Genomic DNA, 25,202 nt, shown 5'->3' with positions numbered 1-25,202 from the left:
TACTCCCAGGTCGTGGCGTTATGTGGTCTCGAAGGGGCGGGCCACGATAGGACAGGGTATCGGACCGGTCGGACAGAACCGTGCTTCTCGGCGCGTGCCGTACCCTCGAGGCCGTGAGACGCAGGCCCGAAGCCCCGCTGCCGCCGCGCAACGGACTGGACCCGGCACGGATGAAACTGCCGGTCGAGGGGCCGTGGGCGACGATCCGGGACCACCTCGTCGAGCGCATCCCGCGGCTGCCGCCGGGACGGCTGGACGAGATGCTGGCGGAGGGGCGGATCGTCGGGCTGGACGGGCCGGTCACGCCGGAAACACCGTTCAAGGCCGGTGCGTACGTCTGGTTCCACCGCGACCTGCCCGACGAGGTCCCGGTGCCGTTCGAGATCTCGGTCGTGCACGCCGACGAGAACCTCGTGGTGGTCGACAAACCGCATTTCCTGGCGACCATCCCGCGCGGGCAGCACGTGCTCGAGACCGCGCTGGTCCGGCTGCGCTGCGACCTCGCGCTGCCCGAGCTGAGCCCGGCGCACCGGCTCGACCGGGTCACCGCCGGGCTGCTGATGTTCGTCACCCGCCGCGAGCACCGCGGCGCGTACCAGACGTTGTTCCGGGACCGCCGGGTGCGCAAGGAGTACGAGGCGATCGCGCGGTTCGACCCCGCGCTGGAGCTGCCGCGCACGGTGCTCAGCCGGATCGTGAAGGAACGCGGAACCGTTACGGCGGAGGAGGTTCCGGGCCCGCCGAACGCCGAGACCCACGTCGAGCTGATCGAGCACGCGGGCGGGATCGGCCGGTACCGGCTGGTGCCGGCGACCGGGCGGACGCATCAGCTGCGGGTGCACATGAGCGCACTCGGCGTCCCGATCCTGGGTGACCGCTTCTACCCCGTCGTGCGGGAAACCCCGTTGCACGACTTCAGCAGGCCACTGCAGCTGCTGGCGAAGACGCTGGAGTTCCCCGATCCGCTCACCGGCGAGCACCGCCGGTTCGAAAGCCGCCGCACCCTGCAGGCCTGGGAATCCCTCGCCGAGTGGGAATCGCGATCCCCTTTCGGCTAGCTCTTTCCGCGAAAACCCTTGCAGTGCTGGGACGTCACGCCCTCGCCTCGATCAGGAACCGCCGCGCGCACGGCGCGCACACCGGGCACTCCTCCGTGACACGGCCGTCGAACCAGGAGAAGTCCCGGCCCTCGGCCGGCAACTCCTCGAACGTGCTCACGACGTGTACCTCCACACCCGCAGCATCGCGTTCGGTTCGATCGAGTCCGGGTCCGGCTCGACGCACGAGTTCAGCGCGGCCCGCAGCGCCTCCTCGTCGAGCCCGGTGCCGATGAGCACGAGCGAAGTTCCGCCCGCCGCGCGCTCGGCGCGTTCGAAGCGCAGGAAACGGCCGACGGTGTGCAGCGTGAACCGCTCACCGAAGTCGACCGTGCCCTTCGCGCGGTAGAGCCCGGCGGGCCGCTCGTCGAGGAAGCGCAGGAACTTCCGCGGGTGCAGCACTGCCGCGGTCTCGAACGCCACCGTCTGGTACTCCGCGTGCAGATGGTCGCCGTGCTCGAGCAGCTCGTCGAACGACAGCTGCTCGACCGGCGGCCGCGGGCGCGCGACGGGGTCGAGCAGCAGCGTGACGTCGATCCCGCCGTGGCTGACCGGGAGGACCGGCCTGCCACCGCTGAGCTTTCCGGCCAGCTCCCGCACGCGCGCCACGTCCTCGGCGCCCACGCGGTCGATCTTGTTCAGCACCACCAGGTCCGCGAACGCCAAGTGCCGGTCGAGCTCCGGATGCCGCGCGCGGGTCGCCTCGAACTCGGCCGCGTCCACGACCTCGACCAGGCCGCCGTACTCGATCCCCTCGTGCTCCGCGGACAGCACCAGCCGCACCAGCTCGCGCGGCTCGGCGAGCCCGCTCGCCTCGATCACGATGAGGTCGAGCCCACCCGCCCGGGTGAGCCGGTCGAGCATCCTGTCGAGCCCACTCGCGTCGACCGCGCAGCAGAGACAGCCGTTGCCCAGCGAGACCGACGCGTCAACCTGACCGGCGACGGTGAGAGCGTCCACATTGATCGCGCCGAAGTCGTTGACCAGCACGCCGATGCGCACGCCCCGGTCGTTGTGCAGCAGGTGGTTGAGCAGGGTGGTCTTCCCCACGCCGAGGAAGCCCGCCAGCACGAGGACGGGCACCGGGGGATGCATAATCGCCAGGTTAACGGGTAACCAGAAAGGTTTCAGCAGACCACCGGAGGGGCACTCCAGACCGTGCAAAATGGAAAACTGCGGCTCGAAGACGTCAACATCGCCGACCCCGCAACGGTGCGCAGAGCCGTGGGGGCGGCCGCCGTCGGCAACATCACGGAGTGGTACGACTTCGGCGTCTACGGGTACCTCGCGACGACGATCACCAAGGTCTTCTTCTCGGGGTTGCCGCCGGCGATGGGCACGATCGCCACGTTCGGCCTGTTCGCCGTGTCCTTCCTGATCCGCCCGTTCGGCAGCCTGTTCTTCGGCCCGCTCGGCGACCGGATCGGCCGCAAACGCGTGCTCTCGATCACAGTGATCCTGATGGCCGCGGGCACGTTCGTGATCGGCGTGGTGCCCAGCTACGCGCAGATCGGCATCGCGGCGCCGCTGCTGGTGCTGCTCGCGCGGCTGATCCAGGGCGTGTCCACCGGCGGCGAGTACGGCAACGCGATGACCTTCATCGCCGAGTACGCGCCCGACAGGCGCCGCGGGTTCTTCGGCAGCTGGCTGGAGTTCGGCACGCTCACCGGCTACGCGTTCGGCGCGACGATCGCGACCGTGCTGAGCGGCGTGCTCAGCACCGACCAGCTGTTGAGCTGGGGCTGGCGGATCCCGTTCCTGATCGCCCTGCCGCTCGGCGTGGTCGGCCTCTACCTGCGGCTGAAGCTGGAGGAGACGCCCGCGTTCGCGGAGCTGATGAAGAAGGCCGGGGACGCGAACAAGCCCAAGAAGAGCGAGTACCGCACCGTCTTCGTCGACTACTGGCGGGTCATGCTGCTGTGCGGCGGGCTCGTGCTGGCCTGGAACGTCACGAACTACATGCTCACCAGCTACTTCCCGACCTACCTCACCGACACCCTGCCCAGCCACGGGCACACCGGTACCGGGGAGACCGCCGCGGAGGTCCTGCAGATCGTGATGCTGGTCGTGCTGATGGTGGTGATCACGTTCCTCGGGCGGCTGTCGGACAAGGTCGGCCGGCGGAAGGTCGTGCTGGCAGGCTGCGTCGGGCTGGTCGTGCTGTCGCTGCCGGCGGTGCTGCTGCTGCAGGCCGGCGGTGACGTCCGGACGCTCGCCGGGCTGCTCATCACGGGGCTGATCCTGATCTGCTTCTCCGCCGTGCTGCCCTCGACGCTGCCCGCGATGTTCCCGACCCACATCCGGGCAGGCGGGCTCTCGATCTCGTTCAACATCGCGGTCTCGCTGTTCGGCGGCACGACCTCGGCGGTGATGAGCGCGCTCGTCGCGGGCACCGGCGACCTCAACTGGCCCGCCTACTACCTGATGGCCGCCGGGGTCGTCGGGGCGATCTGCATCCTGCTCACCCGCGAGACCGCACGGCGGCCACTCGACGGTTCGGCGCCCATCGTGGAGAGCAGGCAGGAGGCCCGCGACGTGGTGAGCGCCCAGCGCTGAGGACGGCGCCGGCTCAGCTCGCGCTGCCCGGCTCGGACATCTTGCGGGTCATCTTGGTCGCGAGGGTGTCCGGGCTGTGCTGCGAGACCTTCGCCTGGACCTTGTTGCGGGCGCCGGTGATCACGTGGTCCTTGCCGTTCATGAGCGCCTCGTAGCCCTCCTTGCCGACCTCGGCCGCGTCGTCCTTCGGGCCGGCGCCGAGCTTGGTGTCCTCCATCCCGGCGCGGGTGAAGAACTCCGTGTCGGTCGGGCCGGGCATCAGCGCGGTCACCGTCACGCCGGTGTCCTTCAGCTCCTCGCGCAGCGCCTGGGCGAACGAGCCGACGAAGGACTTCGACGCGTGGTAGACCGACTGGAACGGGCCGGGGGTGCTGGCCGCGATCGAGGACGTGAACAGCACGCGGCCGCCACCCTGCTCGACCATCCGCGGGATGACGCGCTTGGCCAGGTGCACGGTCGACCGCACGTTGAGGTCGACGATGGTGAGCTGGTCCTCCAGCGACCCGCCGTCGGTGAAGGAGCCGCCGACCCCCACCCCGGCGTTGAGCGCCAGCGCCGTCACCGGCCGGCCGCCGACGTGACCGACCAGCTCCTCCACGCCCTCGGGCTTGGCGAGGTCGACGCGCAGGGCGTCGACCTGCGCGCCGAGCGCGGGGATCTCCCGCTTCGCGTCGTCCAGCTCCGCGTTCTCGGCCGCGATGACCAGGTCGAAGCCGTGCTCGGCGAACTGCTTAGCCAGCTCGCGCCCGATCCCCGTGGAGGCGCCGGTCACGACCGCCAGTGGTTTGCCCGTGGTGTCCGTCACGGTGGCTGGGATACCCGCCGCCGGCCGGTCAAACGCGGGCGTGCGCCGTCCAGCGGCCGTTGATCCGGTGCACGTCCAGCGCCCGCTCGAAGCACGTCGAGAGCTGCTCGCTGGTGACCGTCCGCTCGGCCGGGCACGCGGTCAGCACCTTTCCCTTGCGCAGCAACAACGCGTGCGTCGTGGTCGCCGGGATCTCCTCGAGGTGGTGGGTGACCGTGACGGTCGCCAGCTCCGGCTGCGCGCGGGCGAGGGTGTGCAGCGCTTCGAGCAGGTCCTCGCGCGAGGGCATGTCGAGCCCGGCGAACGGCTCGTCGAGGATCAGCAGGAGCGGGTCGGCCAGCAGCGCACGCGCGAGCCGGACGCGGGCGCGCTCGCCCTGCGAGCAGACGCGCACCGGACGATCGGCCAACTCGGCGCAGCCGACGAGCTCGAGCAGCTTCGTCGCACGGTCGCGCAACGGCTGGTCGTAGCGCTCCCACAGCGGGAGCACGCTGCCGCTGTGCCCGGTCAGCACGACCGTGTGCGCGATGTGGTTCTCCTCGTCCGGCAGGCGTTGTTTCGGGCTCACCAGGCCGATGTGCGTGCGCAGGTCGCGCAGGTCCACCCTGCCCATCCGCCTGCCGAGCACGACGGCGGTGCCCGCGCTGGGGAACCGCTGCGCCGCGGCGACGGACATCATCGTGGTCTTGCCGGCGCCGTTGCGGCCGAGCACGACCCAGTGCTGGCCGTACTCGACCCGCCAGTCGACGTCCTCGATGAGCGGCACCCGGCGCACGTGCACGGTGACCCCGGTCAGCCCGATCGCCGGGCCGGCCGGGTCGGGTTGCGCGAACACGGGTTTGGGCATGCGTTCTCCTTACCATCCGTCACGACGCGCCGGACACCGAATAACGCAGTGTATGCGCCGCTTCCCATCCGGCCTGGTCAGCAGGCCATGCCGGGCCGGGGGGCGGCGGATCGCTGTGCGCGTTCCGAGTTCGGTTCTACACTGGGCGGGTGGGCGAGCTGAAAGCGCTTACTCACCGGCAGCCCAGTGCCCTCCTCCCCCTCGGGGCGCTGTGGCGTCGAGCGGTCCCCGGCGGGCTCCCCTGCCCCGCCGGGGACCACCCCGTCCTCCCCGTGCGAGCGCCGCCGCGGTGCGGCAGGGTGGAGCCATGGCCGGGGAACGGATCACGGTGGAGGTGGCGGGCCGTCGGCTCACGCTGTCCAATCTGGACAAGGTGCTGTACCCGGCCGCGGAGTTCACCAAGCGCGACGTGATCGACTACTACGCCCGGATCGCGCCGGTCATGCTGCCGCATCTGCGGAAGCGGCCCGCCACGTTCCGGCGGTTCCCCGAAGGCGTGCGCGGCGAGCCGTTCTACGAGAAGGACGCCGGACGGCACGCGCCGGAGTGGGTGAAGACCGCGCGGCTGGAGAGCCGGCGCCGTGGCGAGGGCAGCAACGCCTACCCGCTGGTGAACGACATGCCGACACTGGTGTGGGCGGCGAACCTGGCGGCGCTGGAGCTGCACGTTCCACAGTGGACGGTGGGGCCGAAGGACGCCCGGCGCAACCCGGACCTGCTGGTGTTCGACCTGGACCCGGGTGAGCCCGCGACGGTCGTCGAATGCTGCCGGGTGGCGGGGTGGCTGCGCGAGGTGCTGGCCGACGACGGGCTGACGGCGTTCGCGAAGACCAGTGGCTCCAAGGGACTTCAGCTCTACTGCTCGATCCGCACCCGCCGGCCGGAGGCGCCCTCGGAGTACGCCGAGTCGCTCGCGGAGCTGCTGGCCGCCGAGCATCCCGACCTGGTCGTGGCGAAGATGGCGAAGGCGCTGCGGCCGGGGAAGGTGTTCATCGACTGGAGCCAGAACAACCCGGCGAAGACGACGGTGGCGCCGTACTCCTTGCGGGGCAGGGAGTTGCCGACCGTCTCGACGCCGGTCACCTGGGACGAGGTGCGCGCGTGCCGCCGGGTGGCGGACATGACGTTCGCGAGCGAGGAGACGCTGGAGCGGGTGGACCGCCTTGGCGACCTGTTCGCCGGGCTGCCGGACACTCGCACGGCCCTCCCCCGCCCGAGGCGCGGCTAGGGAGCGGGGCGGGAATGACGCCGAGCACGGCTCATGGCAACAGCTAGGCCGTCACCTGCGCCAGCGCGTCCGGGGCCGCGAGGCAGCCCGCGGTCGTCAGTTCGAGGTTCGCCAGCGAGGCGGCCTGCGTCGTCTCGTCGGCGGCCGTCACGCAGTCGCTCACGACGTGCACCGTGAAGCCCAGGTCGGTGGCGTGCCGGGCGGTCTGCTCGACGGTCAGGTTCGTCGCGACACCGGTGATCAGCAGCGTGTCGACGCCCTGCGACCGCAGCTCCCGCGCCAGCCCGTTGCCCGCGAGCCCGGACAACTTCTGGTTGTCCACCACCGCACTCGCCAGCCCGGCCAGCTCCGGGATCAGCTGCGCACCCGGCGCCCCGGGCCGGAACGCCTCCTGCGCCTCCCCCACCGCGCGCATGAACCCGGTGTTGCGGACCAGTTCGCCTTCCCCCTCGGGGATCGTGAAGCGGGTGAAGATCACCGGCAGTCCGGCGGCACGCGCGGCCTGGTGGAACCGGACCGCCCGGCCCACCACCCCGCTGCGGGCCACCGGCTCGCCGAGCAGCCCGCCGAAGAACCCGTCCGGGGAGATGACGTTGACCTGCCAGTGCAGGGCCAGCACGGCCCGCCCGATTGCTGTCACGGTCCGAGATTAGCGCCGACGCGAGATCACCGCGATACCGCCGACCCGGAAAATAAACAACCACCGGGGCGCCGCGGGAAATGACCTCCTGCCGGTATTACTGCCGCCATTTGCGAGAGATCGAATTAAATTCCGGCGAATACCGGCGGACCCCCGCCCGCACCGTCCGTGACCGGGAAACCGCTTTCTGTGCCTGTGCACCCTCTCGTCCCCGCCTGCTGGCACAACTAGTTGATCACCCGTCACCTACCGGAGCCGAAACGGGTCGTTCCGCCAATTCCGCACCTGCCGTTACTCCGCTTGAACGCTTGACAACGCGACCCGGTCTGCGGTTGTCTCCTACGCGATTTGGTCCATCCGGGGGGACCATTTCAATTCTGTCGGTTTTCCGTGAGTTCACGAATCGAGCGGCGTCGAATGGAACAAACCGTGCCGGCTCCGCCGCGGCCCGGCCGGGCGGCCTGGCCACCCGGCGGCTGGAGTCTCCGGACCAAGATCTCCGTCGTCCTGCTGCTGCCGGTGATCGTCGCCCTCACGCTGGCCGGCGCGCGGGTGCGCTCGGAGCTGGACCAGGCGAGCAGGCTCAGCGTGGTGCGCGACCAGCTGTCCGTCGTGCAGGGGGTGTCGGACCTGGCCGACCTGGTGGACCAGGAGATGGTGGCGATGGCTTCGGCGACCGCCGGCGCCACGCCCACGGCGGAGATCGACGCGGTCGACGCGAAGGCCGCCGCGGTCCAGCACGACGCCGACTTCGCGGGCCTGCCCGCCGGAAGCGGCCGCGCGCTGAGCACCGCGCTGGGCAGGCTGGCCGGCCTGCGGACCGCGAACGCGGGCGGTGATCCGGTCGGCGCCACCTCCGGCTACCGCGACATCGTCTACTCGCTCGCCGAGCTCGTGCCCGGTCTGATCGCGGGGGCCGGCGACAGCGCACTCGACGCGACGGCGAACACCGCGCGCTCACTGGTCCAGCTGCGGACGACACTCGCAGTGCAGGAAGCGTTGCTGCGCTCGATCAAACCGGACGGCGCGGACCAGGCCGTGCTGGCCGCCGCGGCACAGGCCGCCGCCGAGGAGTCGGTGATCCACGGCCAGGTCCAGCGCGGGCTCGGCACCGACGCCGCGGCCCGGTTCAACTCCGCGACCACCTCGGCCACCGACCGCCGCGCCGTGCTCCAGTCCTCGCTCGCGACCGACCGCAGGGCCGAGCTGAGCTCGCTGCTGCTGCCGATCGCCACCGAGAGCGCCGGGCTGGGCGACCTGGTCACCGAGACCTTCGGCTCGCTCAGCACGTCGATCTCCAGCCAGACCGACACCGCCCGCTCGACCGCGCTGCGCGACACGGCGCTGGTGATCGGCGCACTGCTCGCCGCGCTCGCGGTGGCCCTGATGATGGCGCGCTCGCTCGTCTCGCCCGTGCGGCGGCTGCACCAGGCGGCGCTCGACGCGGCGCACCGGCGGCTGCCGGACACCATCGAACGCGTGCGCAAGGGCGAGGTGGTGTCGTGGGACTCGGTCGAGCCCGTCGGTATCAACACCGAGGAGGAGATCGGCCAGCTGGCGCACGCCTTCGACGACATGCACCGCCAGGCCGTGCGCCTCGCCGGTGAGCAGGCCGAGCTGCGCAAGCAGGTCAGTGAGATGTTCATGACGCTGGCCCGGCGCAGCCAGTCGATGGTCGAGCTGCAGCTGACCGTGCTGGAGGGGCTCGAGTCCGACGAACGGGACCCGCAGCGGCTCGACGAGCTGTTCCGCCTCGACCACCTCGCGACCCGCCTGCGCCGCAACGGCGAGAACCTGCAGGTCCTCGCGGGCGGCAGCCCGGCACGCCGCGACACCGGCCCGGTCTCGATGGTCGAACTGCTGCGTGGCGCGACCTCGGAGGTCAAGGACTACCGGCGGGTCTCGCTCGTCAACGTGCCCAACGGCGCCGTGCGCTCGCAGGCCGCGGCGGACGTCGTGCACATCCTGGCCGAGCTGTTGGAGAACGCGACGAGGTTCTCCCCGCCGGAGGAGAAGGTGTACCTGACCGCGGACCGCGGCAGCGACGGCGGCCTGCTCGTGGAGGTCGTCGACAACGGGCTCGGGATGACCGGCGAGGACCTCGACGCGGCGAACCAGCGGCTCGCCTCGGGCGACATCGTGAGCCCGGAGACCGCGCGGCGGATGGGGTTGTTCGTGGTCGGCAGGCTCGCGGCCATCCACGGGGTCACGGTGCGGCTGCGCCCGACCCTGACCCGCGCGGGGCGCACCGGGGTCACCGCGAGCGTGCACCTGCCCGGCGATCTCATCATCGCCGAGGGCGCCCCGGCGCGCGTCCCGGTGACGGCCGGGGTGAACGGCTCGGCCTACAACGGCTCGGCCGTCAACGGTTCGGCGGTCAACGGCTCGGCGTACTCCGCGCCGCGCCCGTCGGTGCCGGTCCAGCCACAGGTCCGCACCCCGATCTTCGACCGCGTCGTCTCCAACTGGTTCACCGAGCACGACCCCGACGCGCCGGCGGAGACCGCGCCCACCTCGAAGAACTGGGTCACCCCGGCCGACGACGCCCGCCGTGCCGCGGAGACCGCGGTGCAGTCACCGGCGTCGAGCGTCGTCAGCTCCGCGGGCCTGCCCACCCGTACCCCGGGTGCGCAGCTCGCGCCCGGGGCCGCGCTGCCCCGCCCCGAGGGCAAGGCGCGGGTGCAACCCGGCGACTTCCGCGACCCGGCCGCGGTCCGGAACAACCTGTCCAGGCACTACAACGGAATGCGGGCGGCCAGGCAGCGCACCGCGAACGAGGAGAGATCGTGACGCACTCACCGACCGCGCCGTCCCCGAGCTGGCTGGTCTCCGCGTTCACCGAGGAGGTCGCCGGCGTCGCGCACGCCGCACTGGTCTCCGCCGACGGGCTGCTCGTGGCCGCGTCGCAGAGCCTGCCACGGGACCGCGCCGACCAGCTGTCCGCGATCGCCTCCGGGCTGTCCAGCCTCGCGCTGGGCACCTCCGAGCTGTTCACCGCGGGCCGGGTCGTGCAGTCGGTGATCGAGATGGAGGAGGGGTTCCTGCTCCTGATGAGCGTCGGCGACGGCTCGAACCTGGTCGTGCTCGCCAGCCCCGGCTGCGACATCGGCCTCGTCGGCTACGAGATGACGTTGCTGGTCGACCGGGTGGGCAAGATGGTCGACACCCCGCTGCGCCAGCTGGCAGGCCCGCCGGCGCGGGGCGCCTCCATCGGGGGCGGCAGGCGGGACCGTGAGTGACCCGGGGCCGCCCGGCGGCCGGTCCGGCCCGTCACTGGCGCGCCCCTACGCCTGGACCGAGGGCCGGACCCGGCCGACGGTCGAGCTCGCCATCGAGGCCCTGGTCCAAACGACGCCGGAGGGGCGTACGGTGCCCTTCAACCGCGCGAGCCCGCTGTCCATGGTGACCCAGTTGTGCCTGCAACCACGGTCGATGGCCGAGATCGCGGCGCACCTGACGGTGCCGCTCCAGGTGGCCAGGGTGCTCGTAGCGGATCTCCTCGGTTCCGGTTGGGTGATCGTGCGGGACACTCTCTCCGAGAACGCGTCCTGGGACGAACGACACGACCTGCTGGAAAGGGTCCTCAGTGGACTACGCACACTCTGACCCGAGGCCGGGCATCACCTCCGCGAAGATCATCGTCGCGGGCGGCTTCGGGGTCGGCAAGACCACCTTCGTCGGCGCGCTGTCGGAGATCATCCCGCTGCGCACCGAGGCCGTGATGACCGCGGCCTCGGCCGGGATCGACGAGCTGACCGCCGTGCCCGACAAGACCTCCACCACCGTCGCCATGGACTTCGGCCGGATCACGCTGGCCGACGACCTGGTGCTCTACCTGTTCGGCACGCCGGGTCAGCATCGGTTCTGGTTCATGTGGGACGACCTGGTGCGCGGCGCGATCGGCGCGGTCGTGCTGGTCGATACCAGACGGCTCGCCGACAGCTTCGCCGCCATCGACTTCTTCGAGTCGCGGCGGCTGCCGTTCCTGATCGCGATCAACAAGTTCAACGACGTCCAGCAGCACTCGGTGCAGGACGTCCGGGACGCGCTCGCCATCGGCGCCGCGGTTCCGGTGATCACCTGCGACGCCCGCTCGACCGAATCGACGAAACAGGCGCTCATCGCCGCCACCGAACACGCCATGGTCCAGCTGACCGCGGCGAACTGACTCCCCGGAGGTGGCTTCCTAATGCTGATGTCAAGCGGTGGCGGTGACCGGTACGGGTTGGTAGTAGCGCCCGTCGCGCAGGAGTGCCCACAGCACGTTGACTCGTCGTCTGGCCAACGCGAGGACGGCTTGGGTGTGATGTTTGCCTTCGGCGCGTTTTCGGTCGTAGAAGCGACGCGATTCGGGGCTGAACTGGATGCTGATCAGCGCGGAGGTGTAGAAGACCCGTTGCAGGCCACGGTGATAGCGCTGGGGCCGGTGCAGGTTGCCGCGGACGCGGCCGGAGTCGCGGGGTGCGGGTGCCAGGCCGGCGAAGCCGGCCAGGTGGTCGGCGCTGGTGAAGGCGCTCAGGTCGCCGCCGGTGGCGGCCAGGAACTCCGCGCCGAGCAAGGTGCCGATGCCGGGCAGGCTGGTGATCAGCTCGGCGTGGCGGTGGCGGCGAAACCGGCCCTCGATGAGCTTGTCGGTGTCGCGGATCTGCTCGTTGAGGGCCATCACCTCCCCGGCCAGCGTGGCGATGAGCTGAGCGGTCAACGCTTCGGCGGGCAACGTGGTGTGCTGTCCTTGGGCGGCCTGGATTGCTTTGGCGGCCAGTTCGGCGGCGCCTCGGACCTTGCGGTGGCCCAACCAGCTCTCCAGCCGGGCCTGGCCGGTCCGGCGCAGCGCGGCGGGGGTCTGGTAGCCGGTGAGCAGGACCAGTGGTCCGGTGTTGGTGACATCCAGGACGCGTTCCAGGCCGGGGAAGATGCTGGTGAGCAGTTCCCGCAGGCGGCTGATAGTGCGGGTGCGGTCGTGGACGAGGTCGGTGCGGCGGCCGGTGAGCAGCTTCAGTTCGGTGGTGATCTCGTCACCAGGACGGATCGGGTGCAGGTCGCGGCGCATCCGGGCCTGGTCTGCGATGATCGCGGCGTCGCGGGCGTCGGTCTTGCCCTCACCCCGGTAGCCACTGGCTGCGCGGTTGACCGCGCGGCCGGGGATGTAGAGCAGCCACTGGTCATGGGCTGCCAGCAGCCCGATCAGCAAAGCGGCCCCGCCGTCGGCCAGGTCCACCGCCCAGGTCACCGCGTTGTCGGTGCCAAGCGCGATGACATCGGCGATCAGGCGCAGCAACTCGGTCTCGTCGTTGAGGACCCGACGCGACATCAACCGCTGTCCTTCAGTGTCGATCACCACGCAGTGGTGATGAGTTTTCCCGGCATCCACACCGGCCCAGACCTGGGGCACGGTCACCTCCGCACACTCGATGGATTTTCCTCCCGGAGACGACCTCGCCGGCATGGCCCTACACAGCGATCTACTCGCACATCCCAATCAGCGGCCGGGTCGTCGTGGGGTGCCAGGCGGCCAAGCCACCTGAACCATCGAGGGCAGCGTCATGAAAGCCATACCCGACACCCCTGGGTGAACCGACCCTACGAACGGACTACCTCACCCACCACAGAAGGTAGGGCAGTCATGAGGAGGCGGTCCCACCGCGAGGGGCCGTCCGAGGTTCCGCCACCCGCACCGCCGGGCAACTCAGTTCCGACATCTTCCAGGAGGCTTCCCCAGTGGACATGAATCACGTCCAGCACTTCGCCATGGGCGACTGGCTGCTGGTGCTCGCCTACCTCACGTCCGCGGTCGGCTGCACCCTCGGCCTGGCGTGCACGCTGCAGGCGCGGTACGCGACCGACGCGCGCACCCGGCTGGGCTGGCTCGGGCTCGCGTCGCTGTCCCTCGGCGGGGTCGGCATCTGGGTCATGCACTTCATCGCCATGCTCGGCTTCGCGACGCCCGGGATGCCGGTGCGCTACAACATCCTGTGGACGGTGCTGTCGGCGATCATGGCGGTGGTCGCCGTGTTCTGCGGGCTGCTGGTGTTCGGGGTGCGGGCGAAGTTCGCCTGGTGGCGGCTGGTCGCGGGCGGGGTCATCACCGGTGGCGCGGTGAACCTCATGCACTACACCGGCATGCGGGCGCTGGAGATCAAGGGGACGATCGGGTACAACCCCTGGCTGGTGCTGCTGTCCGTGGTGATCGCCGTCGTCGCCGCGACGGCCGCGCTGTGGTTCACCGTCGCGGTGGACAAGCCGTTGCACCGGCTGGCGGCGGGCGTCGTCGCGGGCGTCGCGGTGACGGGCATGCACTACACCGGCATGGCGGCGATGGAGGTCCACCTGGACCTGTCCGCGCCGGACCCGTCCGGGGTCGAGGTGTTCTCGTTCCTGTTCCCGGTGTTCGTGCTGGCCGCGCTGGCGCTCGCGGTCCCCATCTGCGCCGTCCTGATGGCGCCGGCGCCCGGCTCCCGACCGGAGACGCCGGCGCCAAGGCCGACGGTGTCGCAGGTCTAGGGACTGTGTCAGAGGTGGCTTGCGGGCCGGTGCCCAGCAGCGGCCCGAGCATGAAGGTGAGCGCGGTGCTCGAGCCGACCAGCCCCGGCCACGGCTCCCTGCTCCTCGCGGGTGGCCAGCAGGGTCGGCGAGATCCTGGTCCGGGCCCACGCCAGGCGCCGCGCCGACGAGGACCGGCCGCGGTACCGCGACACCGCTTTCGCCCGGCTCGACGAGTCCCGCTTCCCGCACCTCGCGGCGCTCGGGAGCCGCTGGCCGAGCCTGGTCTCGCGGGACATCTACGCCAAGGCCTGCGCGCCTTCGTCGACGGGCTGCTCGCGCAGCGGACGCCGGCCGACTCGTGGCCGCGGGAAGCGCCTCAGCCGTCGCGGCTGGGGAGGACGCGGCCGCGCACCTCGCCGAAGCCGAGGCGGGTGCCGTCGGCAGCCGGAGCCGTCGCGGTGATCGAGACCTCGTCGCCGTCGAGCAGGAACGTGCGGGACTCGCCGCCGACCCGCACCGGTTCCTTGCCGCCCCAGGTCAGCTCGATGAACGCGCCGCGCTGATCCTTCGCAGGGCCCGAGATCGTGCCCGACGCGTACAGGTCGCCGGTGCGGGTGGCCGCCCCGTTGACCGTCAGGTGCGCCAGCATCTGCGCCGGCGACCAGTACATCTCCCGGTACGGCGGCCGCGACACCTCCTCGCCGTTCCACGTGACGGCCAGCTCGATGTCCAGTCCCCACGGCTCGCGTTCCCGCAGGTACGGCAGCGGCTCGGGGTCCTGCACCGGGGTCGGCACGCGCGCGGCCCCGAGCGCCGCCAGCGGCACCACCCACGGCGAGACCGACGTCGCGAAGCTCTTGCCGAGGAACGGCCCGAGCGGCACGTACTCCCACGCCTGGATGTCGCGTGCGGACCAGTCGTTCACCAGCACCGCGCCGAACACCCGGCTCGCGAAGTCCGAAGTGGACACTGTGCTGCCCAGGGCGGAGCCGGTGCCGACGACGAAGCCCAGCTCGGCCTCGATGTCGAGCCTGCGGCACTCGCCGAACACCGGGGACGGCTCGTCCGGCGCCTTCCGCTGGCCACGGGGGCGCACGACGTCGGTGCCCGACACCACAACCGTGCCGGCGCGGCCGTGGTAGCCGGCGGGCAGGTGCTTCCAGTTCGGCGTCAGCGGCTCGGCGTCCGGCCGGAAGAGCCGCCCGAGGTTCGACGCGTGGTGCTCGGAGGCGTAGAAGTCCACGTAGTCCGCGACCTCGACGGGCAGGTGCAGCGTGACGTCAGCCACGGCGTGCACGGCTTCGCCGGGCACCTCCGCCGACACCAGGTCGGTCAGCCGCCGCCGGACCTCGGCCCAGCGTTCGTGCCCCTGCGCCATGAACGGGTTCAGCGTCGGCGCGGCGAACACGTCGTCGCCCAGCGCGGCCGCCAGGTCGAGCACCGAGTCCCCGACGCGCACGCCGACCCGCGGCGCGGTGCCGGGCGTGGAGAACACGCCGTAGGGCAGGTTCGCGGGGCCGAACAGCGAACCTTCGGGCACGTCGATCCTCACGGGGTCACTCCTTCCGTGGCGGGCGCCGGGACCAGGCCCAGCGCCGCCGGCTCGGTCAGGGGCTCGATGATGCCGCAGGTGCCGAAGGACCGGAAGGCCGCGCGGGCCGACTCGTCCACCGTGGACGCCAGGGCCGTCCCGTCACGCAGCGCGAGCACCTCCGCCCGGCGCTCGTCGCGCGGGACCCCGACGAACACGGGCACGTCCACCGGTTCGAGCGCGGCGAAGAACTCGGCAGGCGGCATCGCCTCCGGGACCGCGACTTCCAGCGCCACCAACCGGTTCCCGCCCGGGCGAGCACGTCCGGCAGCCCCGCCGGCCCGCCCGGCGCGGTCACCGCGTCGTTCAGCGGCATCAGCCCGGGCGGGAAGACCGCCGCGTCGTCGAGCAGGCCGCGGAACAGCGCGGGGATCACGCCGGCCCCCGGGCCGCCCACGTCCACGCGTACCCCGGATCCTCCGCTGCCAGGCCGCCTTCGCCCAGCTCCAGCGGGCGGAACGTGTCGACCATGACGGCCAGCTCGTCGAAGAACCCGGCTCCGATGCTGCGCTCGTACGCGCCCGGCTGCGGGCCGTGCGAGTGCCCGCCGGGGTGCAGCGAGATCGAGCCCTGCCCGATGCCCGAGCCCTTGCGCGCCTCGTAGTCCCCGCCGCAGTAGAACATCACCTCGTCGGAGTCCACATTGGAGTGGTAGTACGGCACCGAGATGGCCAGCGGGTGGTAGTCCACCTTGCGCGGGACGAAATTGCAGATGACGAAGTTCTCGCCCTCGAACACCTGGTGCGCGGGCGGCGGCTGGTGCACGCGGCCGGTGATCGGCTCGAAGTCCTCGATGTTGAACGTGTACGGGTAGAGGCAGCCGTCCCAGCCGACGACGTCGAACGGGTGCCGCGGGTAGACGAACCTCGTGCCCACGACGCCGCGGCTGCCGCGGTGCTTGACCAGCACCTCGACGTCCTCGCCCTCGGCCTGCAGCGGTTCGGCGGGACCGTGCAGGTCACGCTCGCAGAACGGGGAGTGCTCCAGCAGCTGCCCGAACTTCGACAGGTAGCGGCGCGCGGGTGTGATGTGCGAGCTGGCCTCGATGACGTAAGCGCGCACGAGCCCGTGCGGCACCCACCGGTGCGTCGTGGCGCGCGGGAGGATCACGTAGTCACCCGCGCGGAACGGCAGCGCGCCGAACACCGTCTCGACGACGCCTTCGCCGGCCTCGACGTATACGCACTCGTCGCCGATCGCGTTGCGGTAGAGCGGGGACGCCTCCCCGGCGGCGGCGTACGAGATCCGGACGTCGCCGTTGCCCAGCACGAGCCTGCGGCCGGTCACCACGTCGTGCCGCTTCCACTCCTCGCCGGGGAACAGCTCGTGCGGCTTCAGGTGCCGCGGCTTGAGCGGATGGTTGGCCTCGGTGCCCAGGTCCGGAAGCTCCCACCGCGCCGAGTCGACGATCGCGGCGGGGAGGTGGCGGTGGTACAGCAGCGAGGAGCCGCTCGAGAAGCCTTCCTCCCCCATCAGCTCCTCGTAGTAGAGGCCGCCTTCCGGCGTGCGGTGCTGGGTGTGCCGTTTCGGCGGCACCTGCCCGACCTGGCGGTAGTACGCCATGACCTTCGCCTCCTCGCGCTCGGCCAATGTAGTCAATGTATGTACTATCTGGGCGACGAACAAGGGGTCAGTTGCGGCCGCGCACGTCGAACTGGTGCCGGTTGGTGATGAGCTTGTCCAGCAGCATCACCAGGATTCGCTGCTCGGCCTCGGTGAGCACGTTCGTCCACTCGTACTCCCGCTCGTTCTGCGCGCGGAACACCTCGACCATCTCGCGGCGCCCGTCCCCGGTCAGCGAGAGCAGCACCGAACGGCCGTCGTGCTCGCCCGGCGTCCGCGCGAGCAGGCCGTCCGCGACGAGGGTCTTGGCCAGATTGGACACCGCCGCCCGGCTCATCCCGGTGAGCTCGGCGGCCTTCTTCGCCTCCAGCGGGCCGGCCAGCCAGGTGACGAACAGCAGGCGGAACCCGGACCAGGAGCGCCCGCGTGGCCGGTGCACGCTGGCTTCGAGGTCGTAGGTCACGGTGTTCGACGCGCGGTTGAGCGTCAGCAGGACCTCGGTGGCGAGCTGGTGCCGGAAGCCGTACTCCTCGGCGAGGCGGCGGTTGGCCAGCTCGACGAAGGACCAGAAGTCGAGCTCGCCGGCAGCCATGGGAGCAGCCTAACCGCCGAGAGCGGGTAGTTCACGGATTTACTAGCTGGCTCGGAGACGGAAAATCCGGCATTCGCAGCCGTTTCGGACTCTGCGGACGTCTTGCCGCCTCACCACTGCCCGATCAGCCCGGACTCCTGTGGCCGTTGAGGCAATGTCACCGAAAGGTGTGAACCAACATCCGCCGCGGACCGTCCCATCCACGGTGTTCGCCGCCCGCCGATGCGCTGTGAATCACCGACTCCGCGGCGTGCGCGGCTCGACACGGGCCGCCCTGGCGCGGGACACTGAAGAACGAAGAGGCCACACTCACCGCCAACGCTTCACGGTGGGAAACCTGCTGTTTTGTCGAGATCTGCTCCCGGAAAGGTGACGTAAGCGTCGATGGTGTCTCGGTTCGACTTCACGCTCGGCAGCGTGGAGGCCGTCGTCGTCGGGCGCGCGGTGGGTGTGGACGTCCGCGTCTTCCCGCTGCGCATCAGTAACACGACCGTGGATCCGGTCCGCTTCGCCAAGCTGGCGCGGCAGGTCTACTTCGACCTGGAGGACCGGCGCCTGTCGGTGCAGGGCGAGCTCAACCGGCAGGTGCGGCTGGCCTTCGAGCTGCTGGGCGAGCACCGCGTCGCGGTGACGGCGAGCGGCAACGACAGCCGGTACGGCGACCTCGCGCTGTTCGCCGCGACCGATGGCGCGCAGGCGCTGGCGATCAGCCAGGCCGACGGCGAGGACGGGCTGTGGTTCTCCCTGTTCCCCGACGAGGAACTGGTCCGCACCATCGCCCAGGCGCTGCCCGCGATGGACCCCGCGCCCACCGGCCCGCTGAGCATCTCCCACCGCGAGGACAGGCCCCGCTCGGCGATGGCCGCGCGGCGCCAGGCCGAGGCGGAGTTCGACGAGGAGGAGACCGCGGCCTTCGGCAGCCTGGAGTTGCAGGAGGTCGTGCGTACCCGGGTGGCGGTGCCCGAGCGCGGCGATAGCGACGCCGAGCTTCTCGAGGAGATCTTCGCCGAGCCGCGGTTCGGCGGCGGCTACTTCACCGCGAGCGGCCGCGGCCGCCACGGCGAGCGCCGGTCCGCGCCACCACTGACCTGGCTCGACACCGAGGCCGGCCGCTACCTGGTCCAGACCTCGACCGACGGGTCGGGCACGCTCACCGCCCGGTATGTTCCAGCCGGGTTCACCGACGTCGCCGAGGGCGTCCGCACCTTGATTTCCGCCGTCTACTGAGTTCGGGAGGGCACGGGAGAATGAGCGACGACGACACCACCGCGCAGGTCAGGCAGCAGGCGACAGCGGTCACCGAGTCCCGGCGCCTGCTCAGCGGCGTCGAGCTGAAGCAGATGGCCACCACCGGCGGCTTCGCCGTCGACGAGACGACCGGCGACCGGATGATCCAGGCGCTGCAGGGCATCATCGACAGCCTCGAGGCGCGCTGGTCGGCGCTGCAGCAGTTCCAGCAGGCGCCGCCGCTGAGCACCACCGCGACGTCGAAGTGGGTGTCCGACGTGATGGTCCGGACCGCGGCCGACGACCGCGGGCTGCTCACCCAGCTCCAGCAGGCGAAGGCGGAGCTGCCCACCTACATCGAGGCGATCAAGCTCGCGAAGTCGAACTACCAGTCTCAGGACGGCGACACCGGCACCACCCTGACCCGGGTCGGCACCGAGCAGGCCTGACGCCCGAGAAGCACACGGAGGAGAACGATCGTGGCCTTGTCCGCACCGGGTAGCGCTTTCGACGACATCACCGCGGACCCCAGCTCGCCGTACTACATCGGGCCGGTCGGCTCCGAGGTCGCCTCGGGCGACGAGATCCGCGCCGAGGTCACCCGGCAGGTAGACGACGACATCGCGCACGGCTGGCTCGGCGACGTGGTCACCCCGCTGGCGCGCGACAAGGAGATCCAGAAGCGCTACGAGCAGCGGATCTCCAACGCGCGCAACCACCTCGACGAAGGCCTGGAGATACGGGACAACGGCACCGCGCCGAGCACGATGTGGGACAACGCCACGCACCCGCAGATGGTCGAGGCGATCAGCCAGAACGCGGACTCGGCGGCCGTCGCGGTCACCTCCGAGGAGTGGGTGCGGCTGGGCAACGAGCTCACCGACCACCAGCAGAACCTGGCCGGTGCCATCAGCGACAGCATGGCCGACTGGCAGGGCTCGGGCGGGGACGCGGCACGCGAGCACCTGGCCAACGTCGGCAAGTGGCTCGGCACCACGGCCAAGGGCGCAGCGCTGACCGGCCGTCAGCAGGAGATCCACTCGCAGGCGCTGAACGAGACGCAGAAGCAGATGGCGGCGAACCCGCCCGTCCAGTTCGACGTGCAGGCCGCGAACGCCCGTCTGCAGACCATCACCGACCCGGTGGTGTACGCGCAGCAGGCGCAGGTCGACCAGACGGCGCTGCGGCAGCAGGAGGCCTCGCGCCAGCAGGCCGCGCGGATCATGTCGCAGTACGACGACACGGTCGGCTCGGCGACCACGACGCCGGCGTTCCCGGCGCCGCCGAAGCTGCCGGGCTCCACGGCGAGGACGGCGACCCTGCCGTCCGGCGCGAGCCCGATGTCGTCCGGCGGTGCGGTACCGGCCTCCCCCAGGTTCGGGACGCAGCAGCTGCCCGACGCCGGAGCGGACCAGCTCACCGGCGCGGGGGCGCCCGGCGGCGCGGGCACGCCAGCCGGTCTGGCCGGCGCGGGAGCGGGTGGCGCCTCGGGCGGCGGTGCGAACCTGCCGTCGCTCGACGGCGGTTCCTCGGCGAACGGGACGCCGCTGAGCGCGTCGGGCGGCGGCAACGTGCCTGGACTCTCGGGCGGTTCACTCTCCGGCGGAGGCTCGCCCTCGGGTGGCTCGCTGAGCGGCTCGCTGCCGTCCATTCCGGACAGCACGCTGCCCTCCTCGGTCACCGGCACCGACCTCAGCTCGGCCGGCGGCGGGTCCACCCGGATGCCGACGATCGGCTACTCCGGCGGTATCAACGGCGACAGCATCGCCAGCCGCCTCGGCGGTTCCGGCTCGCCCACCGGCAACCCGCTGGGCGGGCTGGACTCGCTGGGCGGCACCAGTGGGATCAGCGGGGTCGGCGGCGCCGGGCTCGGCGGATCGAGCGGTCTCGGCGGCTCCAGCGGGCTCAAGGGCATTCCCGGCCTCGGCGGCAGCAGTGGTCTCGGTGGCGCCGGCTCGCTCAAGGGCGTCGGCGGGCTCGGCGACAGTGAGGGCGCAGGTGGCGTGAAGGGCGCCGGCGGCCTCGGCGGTGGCGGTGCTGCCGGCTCGGGCGGTGGCAAGCTCGCTGCCGGTGCCAGCTCCGGCTCGGCGGCCGCCGCCGAGGAGGGCGCGGCCGGGCGTGGTGGCACGGGAGCCGCGGGAGCCGCGGGCCGCAACGGCACGTCCGGGTCGGGCATGGGCGGTCACGGTGGCCGAGGCAAGGGCGAGGAGGACAAGGAGCACCGGGTCGCCGACTACCTCGAGGGCGATCCCGAACTCTTCGAACCGGGCCAGGTGGTCGCCCCGCCGGTCATCGGTGACTGGAAGAAGACCAAAGAGGGCAAGAAGAAGTAGAAGGGGGGCGTCATGTCTTTCGAAGTGGTTCCGGACGAGCTGCGCACGCACGCGAGCCATCTGGACGGCCTGACCGACCGGCTCAACACGGCGGTCGACGCCGCGAACTCCGTCGTCATGGACAGCTCGGCCTACGGCCTGCTGTGCGCGTTCCTGCCGCCGATCGTCAACGCGACGACGCAGCAGGACGCGACGGACGCGCTCAAGGCGGCGGTCGAGGGGATGACCACGACGGCCGACAACGTCCGCACGGCGGCGTCGAACTACGACGAGCAGGACCAGGCCAACGCCCAGCCGTTCGAGGCGCAGCTGCGGTCGGACGAGCCGGCGACGGCCTCGCCGCGGATCGGCACCCCGATGTTGCGGGAGGGCACCGTCGCCGAACCGGCCACCGTGTCGCCGCGGATCGGGACGGTGGTGTCGGAATGACCGCCCCGAACGGACTCGGCGGCCTGATGCGCGACCCCGACGAGGCGGCCAGGCAGATCGACGCGTGGGCGGAGGGCTTCGCGCAGAAGGCCGAGCGCTACCGCGCCGCGCAGGAGCGCACCGAGGAGATCCGGCTCAGCTCGAGCAACACCGACGGCTCGGTGCGGGTCACCGTGCGGGCCGACGGCAGCGTCACCGACCTGAACCTCTCGGGCCGGGCGCGCAGCATGCCACTGGAGGAGCTGTCCGCGCAGATCCTGACGACGATGCGGCGCGCGCAGTCCGGTATCGCCGAGCGGGTCTCCGAGGTGATGACCGAAGAGGTCGGCGACGAGGACCCGGAGACCCGGTCGCTGCTGGTGGACAACCTGCGCAGCCGGTTCCCCAGCCTGGATGCCGACGAGGACGAGGAGCCGGCCGACGAGCCGCCGGACGAGCCGCAGCGTCCCGCGAGCTCCGGCAACGCCGAGAACGACGACGAGGACAACAACCCCTGGTAGCGCGGTGGGGGCGGCCCGGCCGCCGGTCGAGTCTCCGCCGGCGAGGCCAGCAGCGCAGCCGCTCGGCCGCAGCTCGGGCGGGCCCACCGGCATCGACACCCCTTGAGCGCGCACAACGGAAAGCCGGCCTTTCGCCCGCCCTTCCTGGGCAAAAGGCCGGCTTTCGTCCGCCGGGGGACGTTGGTTCGGCGGGGACCGGGGGACTTGTCCGATGCATGTTGAAGCTTTCCAGGTGATTCCCTGACATCGCCGGCGCTACGCAGCTCGATCGGCGGAACTGGAGGTCACCGATCGCGATCTCTGCCGCGGAGACGGGCGACGCGAACGGTCTCACCGGGTGAACCGCGTGCAGGACATACTGGTTGCGTGACCTCACGGGGGCTGCCGGGCCGAAGCGCTCGGGCGCGTGCTCGCCTCGGACCGCCCGGATCGCCTGCGTCCGCCGCCTCCCCGTCCCGCCTGGCCCGCTTCGCGCGGCGTTCGCCCGGCTCGCCGGTGACAAGCTGGCCGACATCGTCACCCTGCGGCCGCTCGACCCGGGCGAGATCAGGACCTGCTGACCGACCTCCTGCAGGCCGAGCCCGCCGCGGAGCTCGTCGCGAAACTGCACCGCGAGACCCGCGGCGCTGCACGGCGCCGTCGCGGGTTACCAGCGCGCGGACTCGCTGCGGACCGTCGACCGGTACGCCTTCCTGACCCCACCCGACCGGCCGCCGACCGGCGCTGCGGCTGCTCGGCGAACCGGTCTGGCCGGTGGCCAAGGCGTGCGCCGTCGGCGCGCCACAGCGGGACGGCGGCGCGCTCTTGCCCATCCCCGCCGGACCGCGGACCAGCACGACGCACCCCCGGCCGGAGCGCGCGGCGGACCGCAGCGCCGACAGTTCGTCCCGACGTCCCCGAAAGCGTTCGGTTTCGCAGGAACTCCGCTTCGGCGTCAGGGGACCGAGCGAAGTCTGCCCGTTCACCCGGGCGCGGACGACCGCTCGGGCACTACGCCGTTCGGCCGAGCGGGCCCGCCGCCTACCGCTGAGTAGGTAATGAACGACTCGTTTTCCTTCGTGAAACCCTTCCGTATCAACGGTTTTCGATTATCCACAATGGAGGATCCCGGGCAGCCGGGAGAAGTGGTGGTCGTCACCACGACAGCCCTCCCAGGCCGCTACTATTGCCCCAAAAGCGATGGGAAAGGAACTGCGGTGAGCCAACGGGGACCTGATCCCTTCCCGCCGGAAGGCGTGGACCTCGACCACCCGAGCGTGGCGCGGGTCTACGACTACCTGCTGGGCGGCACGGCCAACTGGGCGATCGACCGCGTCTTCGGCGAGAAGGTGCTGACCGGGTTCCCGGTGCTGAAGTCCGTCGCGATCTCGAACCGCCTGTTCCTGCACCGCGCGGTGCGGCACCTGATGCGCCTGGGCGTGCGACAGTTCATCGACATCGGCTCCGGCATCCCGACGATGGGCAACACCCACCAGATCGCGGACGAGGTCGCCGGCGACTCGAAGGTCGTCTACATCGACAACGAGCCGGTCGCGGTCGCGCATTCGCGGTACCTGCTGGAAAAGCACGGCGACCCGAAGCGGCACGCGGTGATCCACGCGGACATGCGTGACCCGGACGGGCTGTGGGAGCGCGTCGGCGAGGCCGGCGTGATCGACTTCGACCAGCCGGTCGCGGTCCTGCTGGTGGCCGTGCTGCACATCCACCAGCCAGGACACGACGGCGCGGACGTCGGTCCGCAGTCCGTGGCCCGCTACCGCGAGCTGATGAACCCGGGCTCGTACCTGGTGGTCTCGCAGGTCAGCGACGAGGGCGTCCCGCCGGAGGTCGGGCAGAAGCTCGTCGAGGTCAAGGAGCTCTACGACGCGTCGTCGAACCCGGTGGTGTGGCGCAAGCAAAGCGAGATCCGCGCGCTGCTGGGCGACTTCGAGCTCGTCGAGCCCGGGATGACCTGGACCCCGCTGTGGCATCCGGAGGAGAGCGGCCCGAACTCGCCGGAGCTCGATTTCGCCAGCCCCGAGGAGTCGGTCATCTGGGTCGGGGTCGGGCGCAAGCCCTAGGTGTGCCCGCTCAGCCGCGCTTCCTGACCAGCACGGCCGTGATCGCGATCACCAGCAGCACCACCGGCAGCACTGGCACCGCCCAGCGCAGTACCCCGCGCAGGCCGGCGGCGGCCAGCGCGCCGAGCACCAGCGCCAGCAGCTGACGCGCCGCCGCACGACGGCCGCCCGCCTTGCCGCTGACCAGGTCGTGCAGGGCGTTGGTGAGCGCACCGGTCAGGTAGGTCGTCGCGGCGCCCAGTCGCAGCGCCGCCACGCTCTGCCCGCCCATGGCCAGCGCCGCCAGCGCGAGCAGCACCAGCGCCACGGACCTGCCCGGGTGGGTGCCCGTCGCGAGCCAGCCCGCCAGGACGCCGAGCAACAGCACCAGCTCGGCGAACAGCGGCCCCAGCAACGACCGGCGCCACACGACGGTCCACGCGATCACGCCCGCCGCGAAGGCCACGACCGCGGTCACCGACGGCAGGATCCGGGCGAGATCCGCCGTGCCGAGGCCGAACCCGGTGTTGACCAGGTTGCCGGTGACGACGCTGGCGAACGCCCCGCCGAGATCAGCGAGCGCGAGCAGGTCGACCGCCCCCGACGCGCCCGCGAGCGCGACACTGGCGACGACATCGGCGGTGCGCGCCCTCATCCCGGTCTGCCCCCAGCTCTCGCAGAAGTGCCGAAATCCTAGGCGATCGCGATTCTTGCCGCGCGCTGCCGCCTCACCGGGGCCGCGGGGGCACCGGGGATAATGGGCGGGTGAGCACCGACGACACCGCCTCCCTGCCGTTCGTCGAGGAGTACGGGCCGGCGTGGGTGCCCGGGCCGTTCGAGCGCGGGACCGACGGGCCGCAGCTCATCCTCGCCGGGGTCGACGGCTCACCCACGGCGCTGCGGGCCGGCGCCTACGCGGCGGGCCTCGCCCGGCGGCAGCGCTCCCGGCTGGTCGTGGTGTACGTGTTGTCGCCTTCGGCATGGACGGGGATGTCGCCGAGCCTGCTCGCGGCCGCACAGGAGCAGGCCCACAGCGACATGATCGACGAGCTGCGCCGGCCGATCCAGAACCTGGCCGCGGAGGCGCACATCTCGATCACCCTCGAGGTGCGCCGCGGCGACGCGTACACGGAACTGAAGCGGGTGGCGGTCACCCGCCAGGCGGACCTCGTCGTGGTCGGCGCGTCCGAGAGCGCGGGCCACCGGCTCGTCGGCTCCGTCGCGACGCGCCTCGTGCGCGCCGGGCTGTGGCCGGTCACCGTGGTGCCGTAG

General features: G+C 71.4%; 26 protein-coding genes and 1 pseudogene. 16 read left to right on the top strand and 11 right to left on the bottom strand.

The genetic code is table 11. The features are described 5' to 3' along the window. The first annotated feature begins 113 nt into the window (after positions 1 to 113). Positions 114 to 1,058, top strand: coding sequence for an RluA family pseudouridine synthase (locus tag LWP59_RS06280; RefSeq protein ID WP_144639713.1), 945 nt, complete (start codon positions 114 to 116; stop codon positions 1,056 to 1,058). 34 nt (positions 1,059 to 1,092) lie between these two features. Here the strand turns inward: LWP59_RS06280 and LWP59_RS40300 are convergent, their stop codons facing one another. Together LWP59_RS40300 and LWP59_RS06275 are read right to left on the bottom strand one after the other, a co-directional pair. Continuing rightward, a complete protein-coding gene (locus LWP59_RS40300; protein ID WP_267903772.1) occupies positions 1,093 to 1,218 on the bottom strand; it encodes a hypothetical protein in 126 nt (41 codons plus the stop codon). Then, positions 1,215 to 2,192: a CobW family GTP-binding protein gene (locus LWP59_RS06275; protein ID WP_144639711.1), complete on the bottom strand. Its 978-nt coding sequence runs from the start codon at positions 2,190 to 2,192 to the stop codon at positions 1,215 to 1,217. Before LWP59_RS06275 ends, LWP59_RS40300 begins: the two co-directional genes overlap by 4 nt. 63 nt (positions 2,193 to 2,255) lie before the next feature. Here LWP59_RS06275 and LWP59_RS06270 point away from each other — a divergent pair, with 63 nt between their 5' ends. Beyond that, a complete protein-coding gene (locus tag LWP59_RS06270; RefSeq protein ID WP_229857838.1) occupies positions 2,256 to 3,653 on the top strand; it encodes an MFS transporter in 1,398 nt (465 codons plus the stop codon). A 13-nt stretch (positions 3,654 to 3,666) separates the two neighbouring features. On the opposite strand, the gene LWP59_RS06265 is transcribed toward LWP59_RS06270, so the two are convergent. After that, positions 3,667 to 4,458: an SDR family NAD(P)-dependent oxidoreductase gene (locus tag LWP59_RS06265; protein ID WP_144639709.1), complete on the bottom strand. Its 792-nt coding sequence runs from the start codon at positions 4,456 to 4,458 to the stop codon at positions 3,667 to 3,669. 28 nt (positions 4,459 to 4,486) lie between these two features. Then, complete coding sequence (locus tag LWP59_RS06260; protein ID WP_144639707.1) at positions 4,487 to 5,305, bottom strand: ABC transporter ATP-binding protein; 819 nt, start codon at positions 5,303 to 5,305, stop codon at positions 4,487 to 4,489. Between the two features lie 307 nt (positions 5,306 to 5,612). On the opposite strand from LWP59_RS06260, the gene ligD reads away from it, so the two are divergent. Then, positions 5,613 to 6,533, top strand: a complete 921-nt coding sequence (gene ligD, locus LWP59_RS06255; protein WP_144639705.1) for a non-homologous end-joining DNA ligase — start codon at positions 5,613 to 5,615, stop codon at positions 6,531 to 6,533. Positions 6,534 to 6,576: 43 nt separating this feature from the next. Here the strand turns inward: ligD and LWP59_RS06250 are convergent, their stop codons facing one another. Beyond that, a complete protein-coding gene (locus LWP59_RS06250) occupies positions 6,577 to 7,173 on the bottom strand; it encodes a cysteine hydrolase (protein WP_222425570.1) in 597 nt (198 codons plus the stop codon). Between the two features lie 429 nt (positions 7,174 to 7,602). On the opposite strand from LWP59_RS06250, the gene LWP59_RS06245 reads away from it, so the two are divergent. Genes LWP59_RS06245 through LWP59_RS06230 form a run of 4 tightly spaced genes read left to right on the top strand, consistent with a single transcriptional unit; the run spans position 7,603 to position 11,341 of the window. Beyond that, positions 7,603 to 9,963, top strand: coding sequence for a HAMP domain-containing sensor histidine kinase (locus tag LWP59_RS06245; RefSeq protein ID WP_229857840.1), 2,361 nt, complete (start codon positions 7,603 to 7,605; stop codon positions 9,961 to 9,963). Then, positions 9,960 to 10,412, top strand: a complete 453-nt coding sequence (locus tag LWP59_RS06240; protein WP_144639701.1) for a roadblock/LC7 domain-containing protein — start codon at positions 9,960 to 9,962, stop codon at positions 10,410 to 10,412. The genes LWP59_RS06245 and LWP59_RS06240 overlap by 4 nt, the downstream gene beginning before the upstream one ends. After that, complete coding sequence (locus LWP59_RS06235) at positions 10,405 to 10,779, top strand: DUF742 domain-containing protein (protein WP_144639700.1); 375 nt, start codon at positions 10,405 to 10,407, stop codon at positions 10,777 to 10,779. The genes LWP59_RS06240 and LWP59_RS06235 overlap by 8 nt, the downstream gene beginning before the upstream one ends. Then, positions 10,760 to 11,341: a GTP-binding protein gene (locus LWP59_RS06230; RefSeq protein WP_144639698.1), complete on the top strand. Its 582-nt coding sequence runs from the start codon at positions 10,760 to 10,762 to the stop codon at positions 11,339 to 11,341. Before LWP59_RS06235 ends, LWP59_RS06230 begins: the two co-directional genes overlap by 20 nt. A 30-nt stretch (positions 11,342 to 11,371) precedes the next feature. On the opposite strand, the gene LWP59_RS06225 is transcribed toward LWP59_RS06230, so the two are convergent. Then, complete coding sequence (locus tag LWP59_RS06225) at positions 11,372 to 12,619, bottom strand: IS110 family RNA-guided transposase (protein WP_407653125.1); 1,248 nt, start codon at positions 12,617 to 12,619, stop codon at positions 11,372 to 11,374. A gap of 278 nt (positions 12,620 to 12,897) precedes the next feature. On the opposite strand from LWP59_RS06225, the gene LWP59_RS06220 reads away from it, so the two are divergent. Further along, on the top strand, positions 12,898 to 13,674 hold the full coding sequence (locus tag LWP59_RS06220) for an MHYT domain-containing protein (RefSeq protein WP_186383578.1): 777 nt from the start codon (positions 12,898 to 12,900) through the stop codon (positions 13,672 to 13,674). 358 nt (positions 13,675 to 14,032) lie between these two features. On the opposite strand, the gene fahA is transcribed toward LWP59_RS06220, so the two are convergent. The 4 genes from fahA to LWP59_RS06200 form a co-directional block, all read right to left on the bottom strand. After that, a complete protein-coding gene (gene fahA, locus LWP59_RS06215; protein ID WP_144644594.1) occupies positions 14,033 to 15,208 on the bottom strand; it encodes a fumarylacetoacetase in 1,176 nt (391 codons plus the stop codon). Further along, on the bottom strand, positions 15,205 to 15,483 hold the full coding sequence (locus tag LWP59_RS40895) for a hypothetical protein (RefSeq protein WP_373300069.1): 279 nt from the start codon (positions 15,481 to 15,483) through the stop codon (positions 15,205 to 15,207). Before LWP59_RS40895 ends, fahA begins: the two co-directional genes overlap by 4 nt. Positions 15,484 to 15,619: 136 nt before the next feature. Further along, positions 15,620 to 16,810, bottom strand: a complete 1,191-nt coding sequence (locus tag LWP59_RS06205; RefSeq protein WP_144644602.1) for a homogentisate 1,2-dioxygenase — start codon at positions 16,808 to 16,810, stop codon at positions 15,620 to 15,622. 67 nt (positions 16,811 to 16,877) lie between these two features. Then, positions 16,878 to 17,402 carry a MarR family winged helix-turn-helix transcriptional regulator gene (locus LWP59_RS06200; RefSeq protein ID WP_144644591.1) on the bottom strand — a complete coding sequence of 175 codons (525 nt, stop codon included), beginning with the start codon at positions 17,400 to 17,402 and terminating at the stop codon, positions 16,878 to 16,880. A 384-nt stretch (positions 17,403 to 17,786) separates the two neighbouring features. Here LWP59_RS06200 and LWP59_RS06195 point away from each other — a divergent pair, with 384 nt between their 5' ends. The 7 genes and pseudogenes from LWP59_RS06195 (at position 17,787) to LWP59_RS06165 (ending at position 23,951) form a co-directional block, all read left to right on the top strand. Then, a complete protein-coding gene (locus LWP59_RS06195; protein ID WP_144644587.1) occupies positions 17,787 to 18,629 on the top strand; it encodes an ESX secretion-associated protein EspG in 843 nt (280 codons plus the stop codon). 20 nt (positions 18,630 to 18,649) lie between these two features. Then, positions 18,650 to 19,078, top strand: a complete 429-nt coding sequence (locus LWP59_RS06190; protein ID WP_144644584.1) for a hypothetical protein — start codon at positions 18,650 to 18,652, stop codon at positions 19,076 to 19,078. A 30-nt stretch (positions 19,079 to 19,108) separates the two neighbouring features. Then, on the top strand, positions 19,109 to 20,962 hold the full coding sequence (locus LWP59_RS40295) for a PPE domain-containing protein (protein ID WP_144644581.1): 1,854 nt from the start codon (positions 19,109 to 19,111) through the stop codon (positions 20,960 to 20,962). Between the two features lie 12 nt (positions 20,963 to 20,974). Then, positions 20,975 to 21,280 (top strand): annotated as a pseudogene (locus LWP59_RS06180) (type VII secretion target); the annotation flags it as partial. Between the two features lie 107 nt (positions 21,281 to 21,387). Further along, positions 21,388 to 21,891, top strand: a complete 504-nt coding sequence (locus LWP59_RS06175; protein WP_144644575.1) for a YbaB/EbfC family nucleoid-associated protein — start codon at positions 21,388 to 21,390, stop codon at positions 21,889 to 21,891. Between the two features lie 362 nt (positions 21,892 to 22,253). Next, positions 22,254 to 22,451, top strand: coding sequence for a hypothetical protein (locus LWP59_RS06170; RefSeq protein ID WP_144644572.1), 198 nt, complete (start codon positions 22,254 to 22,256; stop codon positions 22,449 to 22,451). A gap of 636 nt (positions 22,452 to 23,087) precedes the next feature. Continuing rightward, the gene (locus tag LWP59_RS06165; protein ID WP_229858548.1) at positions 23,088 to 23,951 is read left to right on the top strand and encodes an SAM-dependent methyltransferase; all 864 of its coding nucleotides are present in this window, start codon (positions 23,088 to 23,090) and stop codon (positions 23,949 to 23,951) included. Between the two features lie 10 nt (positions 23,952 to 23,961). Here the strand turns inward: LWP59_RS06165 and LWP59_RS06160 are convergent, their stop codons facing one another. After that, a complete protein-coding gene (locus tag LWP59_RS06160) occupies positions 23,962 to 24,585 on the bottom strand; it encodes a DUF1275 family protein (RefSeq protein ID WP_144644566.1) in 624 nt (207 codons plus the stop codon). Positions 24,586 to 24,695: 110 nt separating this feature from the next. Between LWP59_RS06160 and LWP59_RS06155 the strand changes: the two genes are divergently transcribed. Further along, the gene (locus LWP59_RS06155; RefSeq protein WP_229858549.1) at positions 24,696 to 25,202 is read left to right on the top strand and encodes a universal stress protein; all 507 of its coding nucleotides are present in this window, start codon (positions 24,696 to 24,698) and stop codon (positions 25,200 to 25,202) included.

It is taken from the genome of Amycolatopsis acidiphila, from assembly GCF_021391495.1.
Classification (GTDB): domain Bacteria; phylum Actinomycetota; class Actinomycetes; order Mycobacteriales; family Pseudonocardiaceae; genus Amycolatopsis_E; species Amycolatopsis_E acidiphila.
Note: the sequence above shows the minus strand (reverse complement) of the source record. Positions and strands in the feature narration are given on the sequence as shown.

What these genes read in the sequence shown, in the direction of transcription:
- LWP59_RS06160 (WP_144644566.1), bottom strand. Translation starts at nt 24,585, where the DNA reads ATGAGGGCGCGCACCGCCGATGTCGTCGCCAGTGTCGCGCTCGCGGGC.
- LWP59_RS06200 (WP_144644591.1), bottom strand. Translation starts at nt 17,402, where the DNA reads ATGGCTGCCGGCGAGCTCGACTTCTGGTCCTTCGTCGAGCTGGCCAAC.
- LWP59_RS06175 (WP_144644575.1), top strand. Translation starts at nt 21,388, where the DNA reads ATGACCGCCCCGAACGGACTCGGCGGCCTGATGCGCGACCCCGACGAG.
- LWP59_RS06275 (WP_144639711.1), bottom strand. Translation starts at nt 2,192, where the DNA reads ATGCATCCCCCGGTGCCCGTCCTCGTGCTGGCGGGCTTCCTCGGCGTG.
- LWP59_RS06260 (WP_144639707.1), bottom strand. Translation starts at nt 5,305, where the DNA reads ATGCCCAAACCCGTGTTCGCGCAACCCGACCCGGCCGGCCCGGCGATC.
- LWP59_RS06220 (WP_186383578.1), top strand. Translation starts at nt 12,898, where the DNA reads ATGAATCACGTCCAGCACTTCGCCATGGGCGACTGGCTGCTGGTGCTC.
- LWP59_RS06225 (WP_407653125.1), bottom strand. Translation starts at nt 12,619, where the DNA reads ATGCCGGCGAGGTCGTCTCCGGGAGGAAAATCCATCGAGTGTGCGGAG.
- LWP59_RS06190 (WP_144644584.1), top strand. Translation starts at nt 18,650, where the DNA reads ATGAGCGACGACGACACCACCGCGCAGGTCAGGCAGCAGGCGACAGCG.
- LWP59_RS06205 (WP_144644602.1), bottom strand. Translation starts at nt 16,810, where the DNA reads ATGGCGTACTACCGCCAGGTCGGGCAGGTGCCGCCGAAACGGCACACC.
- LWP59_RS06195 (WP_144644587.1), top strand. Translation starts at nt 17,787, where the DNA reads ATGGTGTCTCGGTTCGACTTCACGCTCGGCAGCGTGGAGGCCGTCGTC.
- ligD (WP_144639705.1), top strand. Translation starts at nt 5,613, where the DNA reads ATGGCCGGGGAACGGATCACGGTGGAGGTGGCGGGCCGTCGGCTCACG.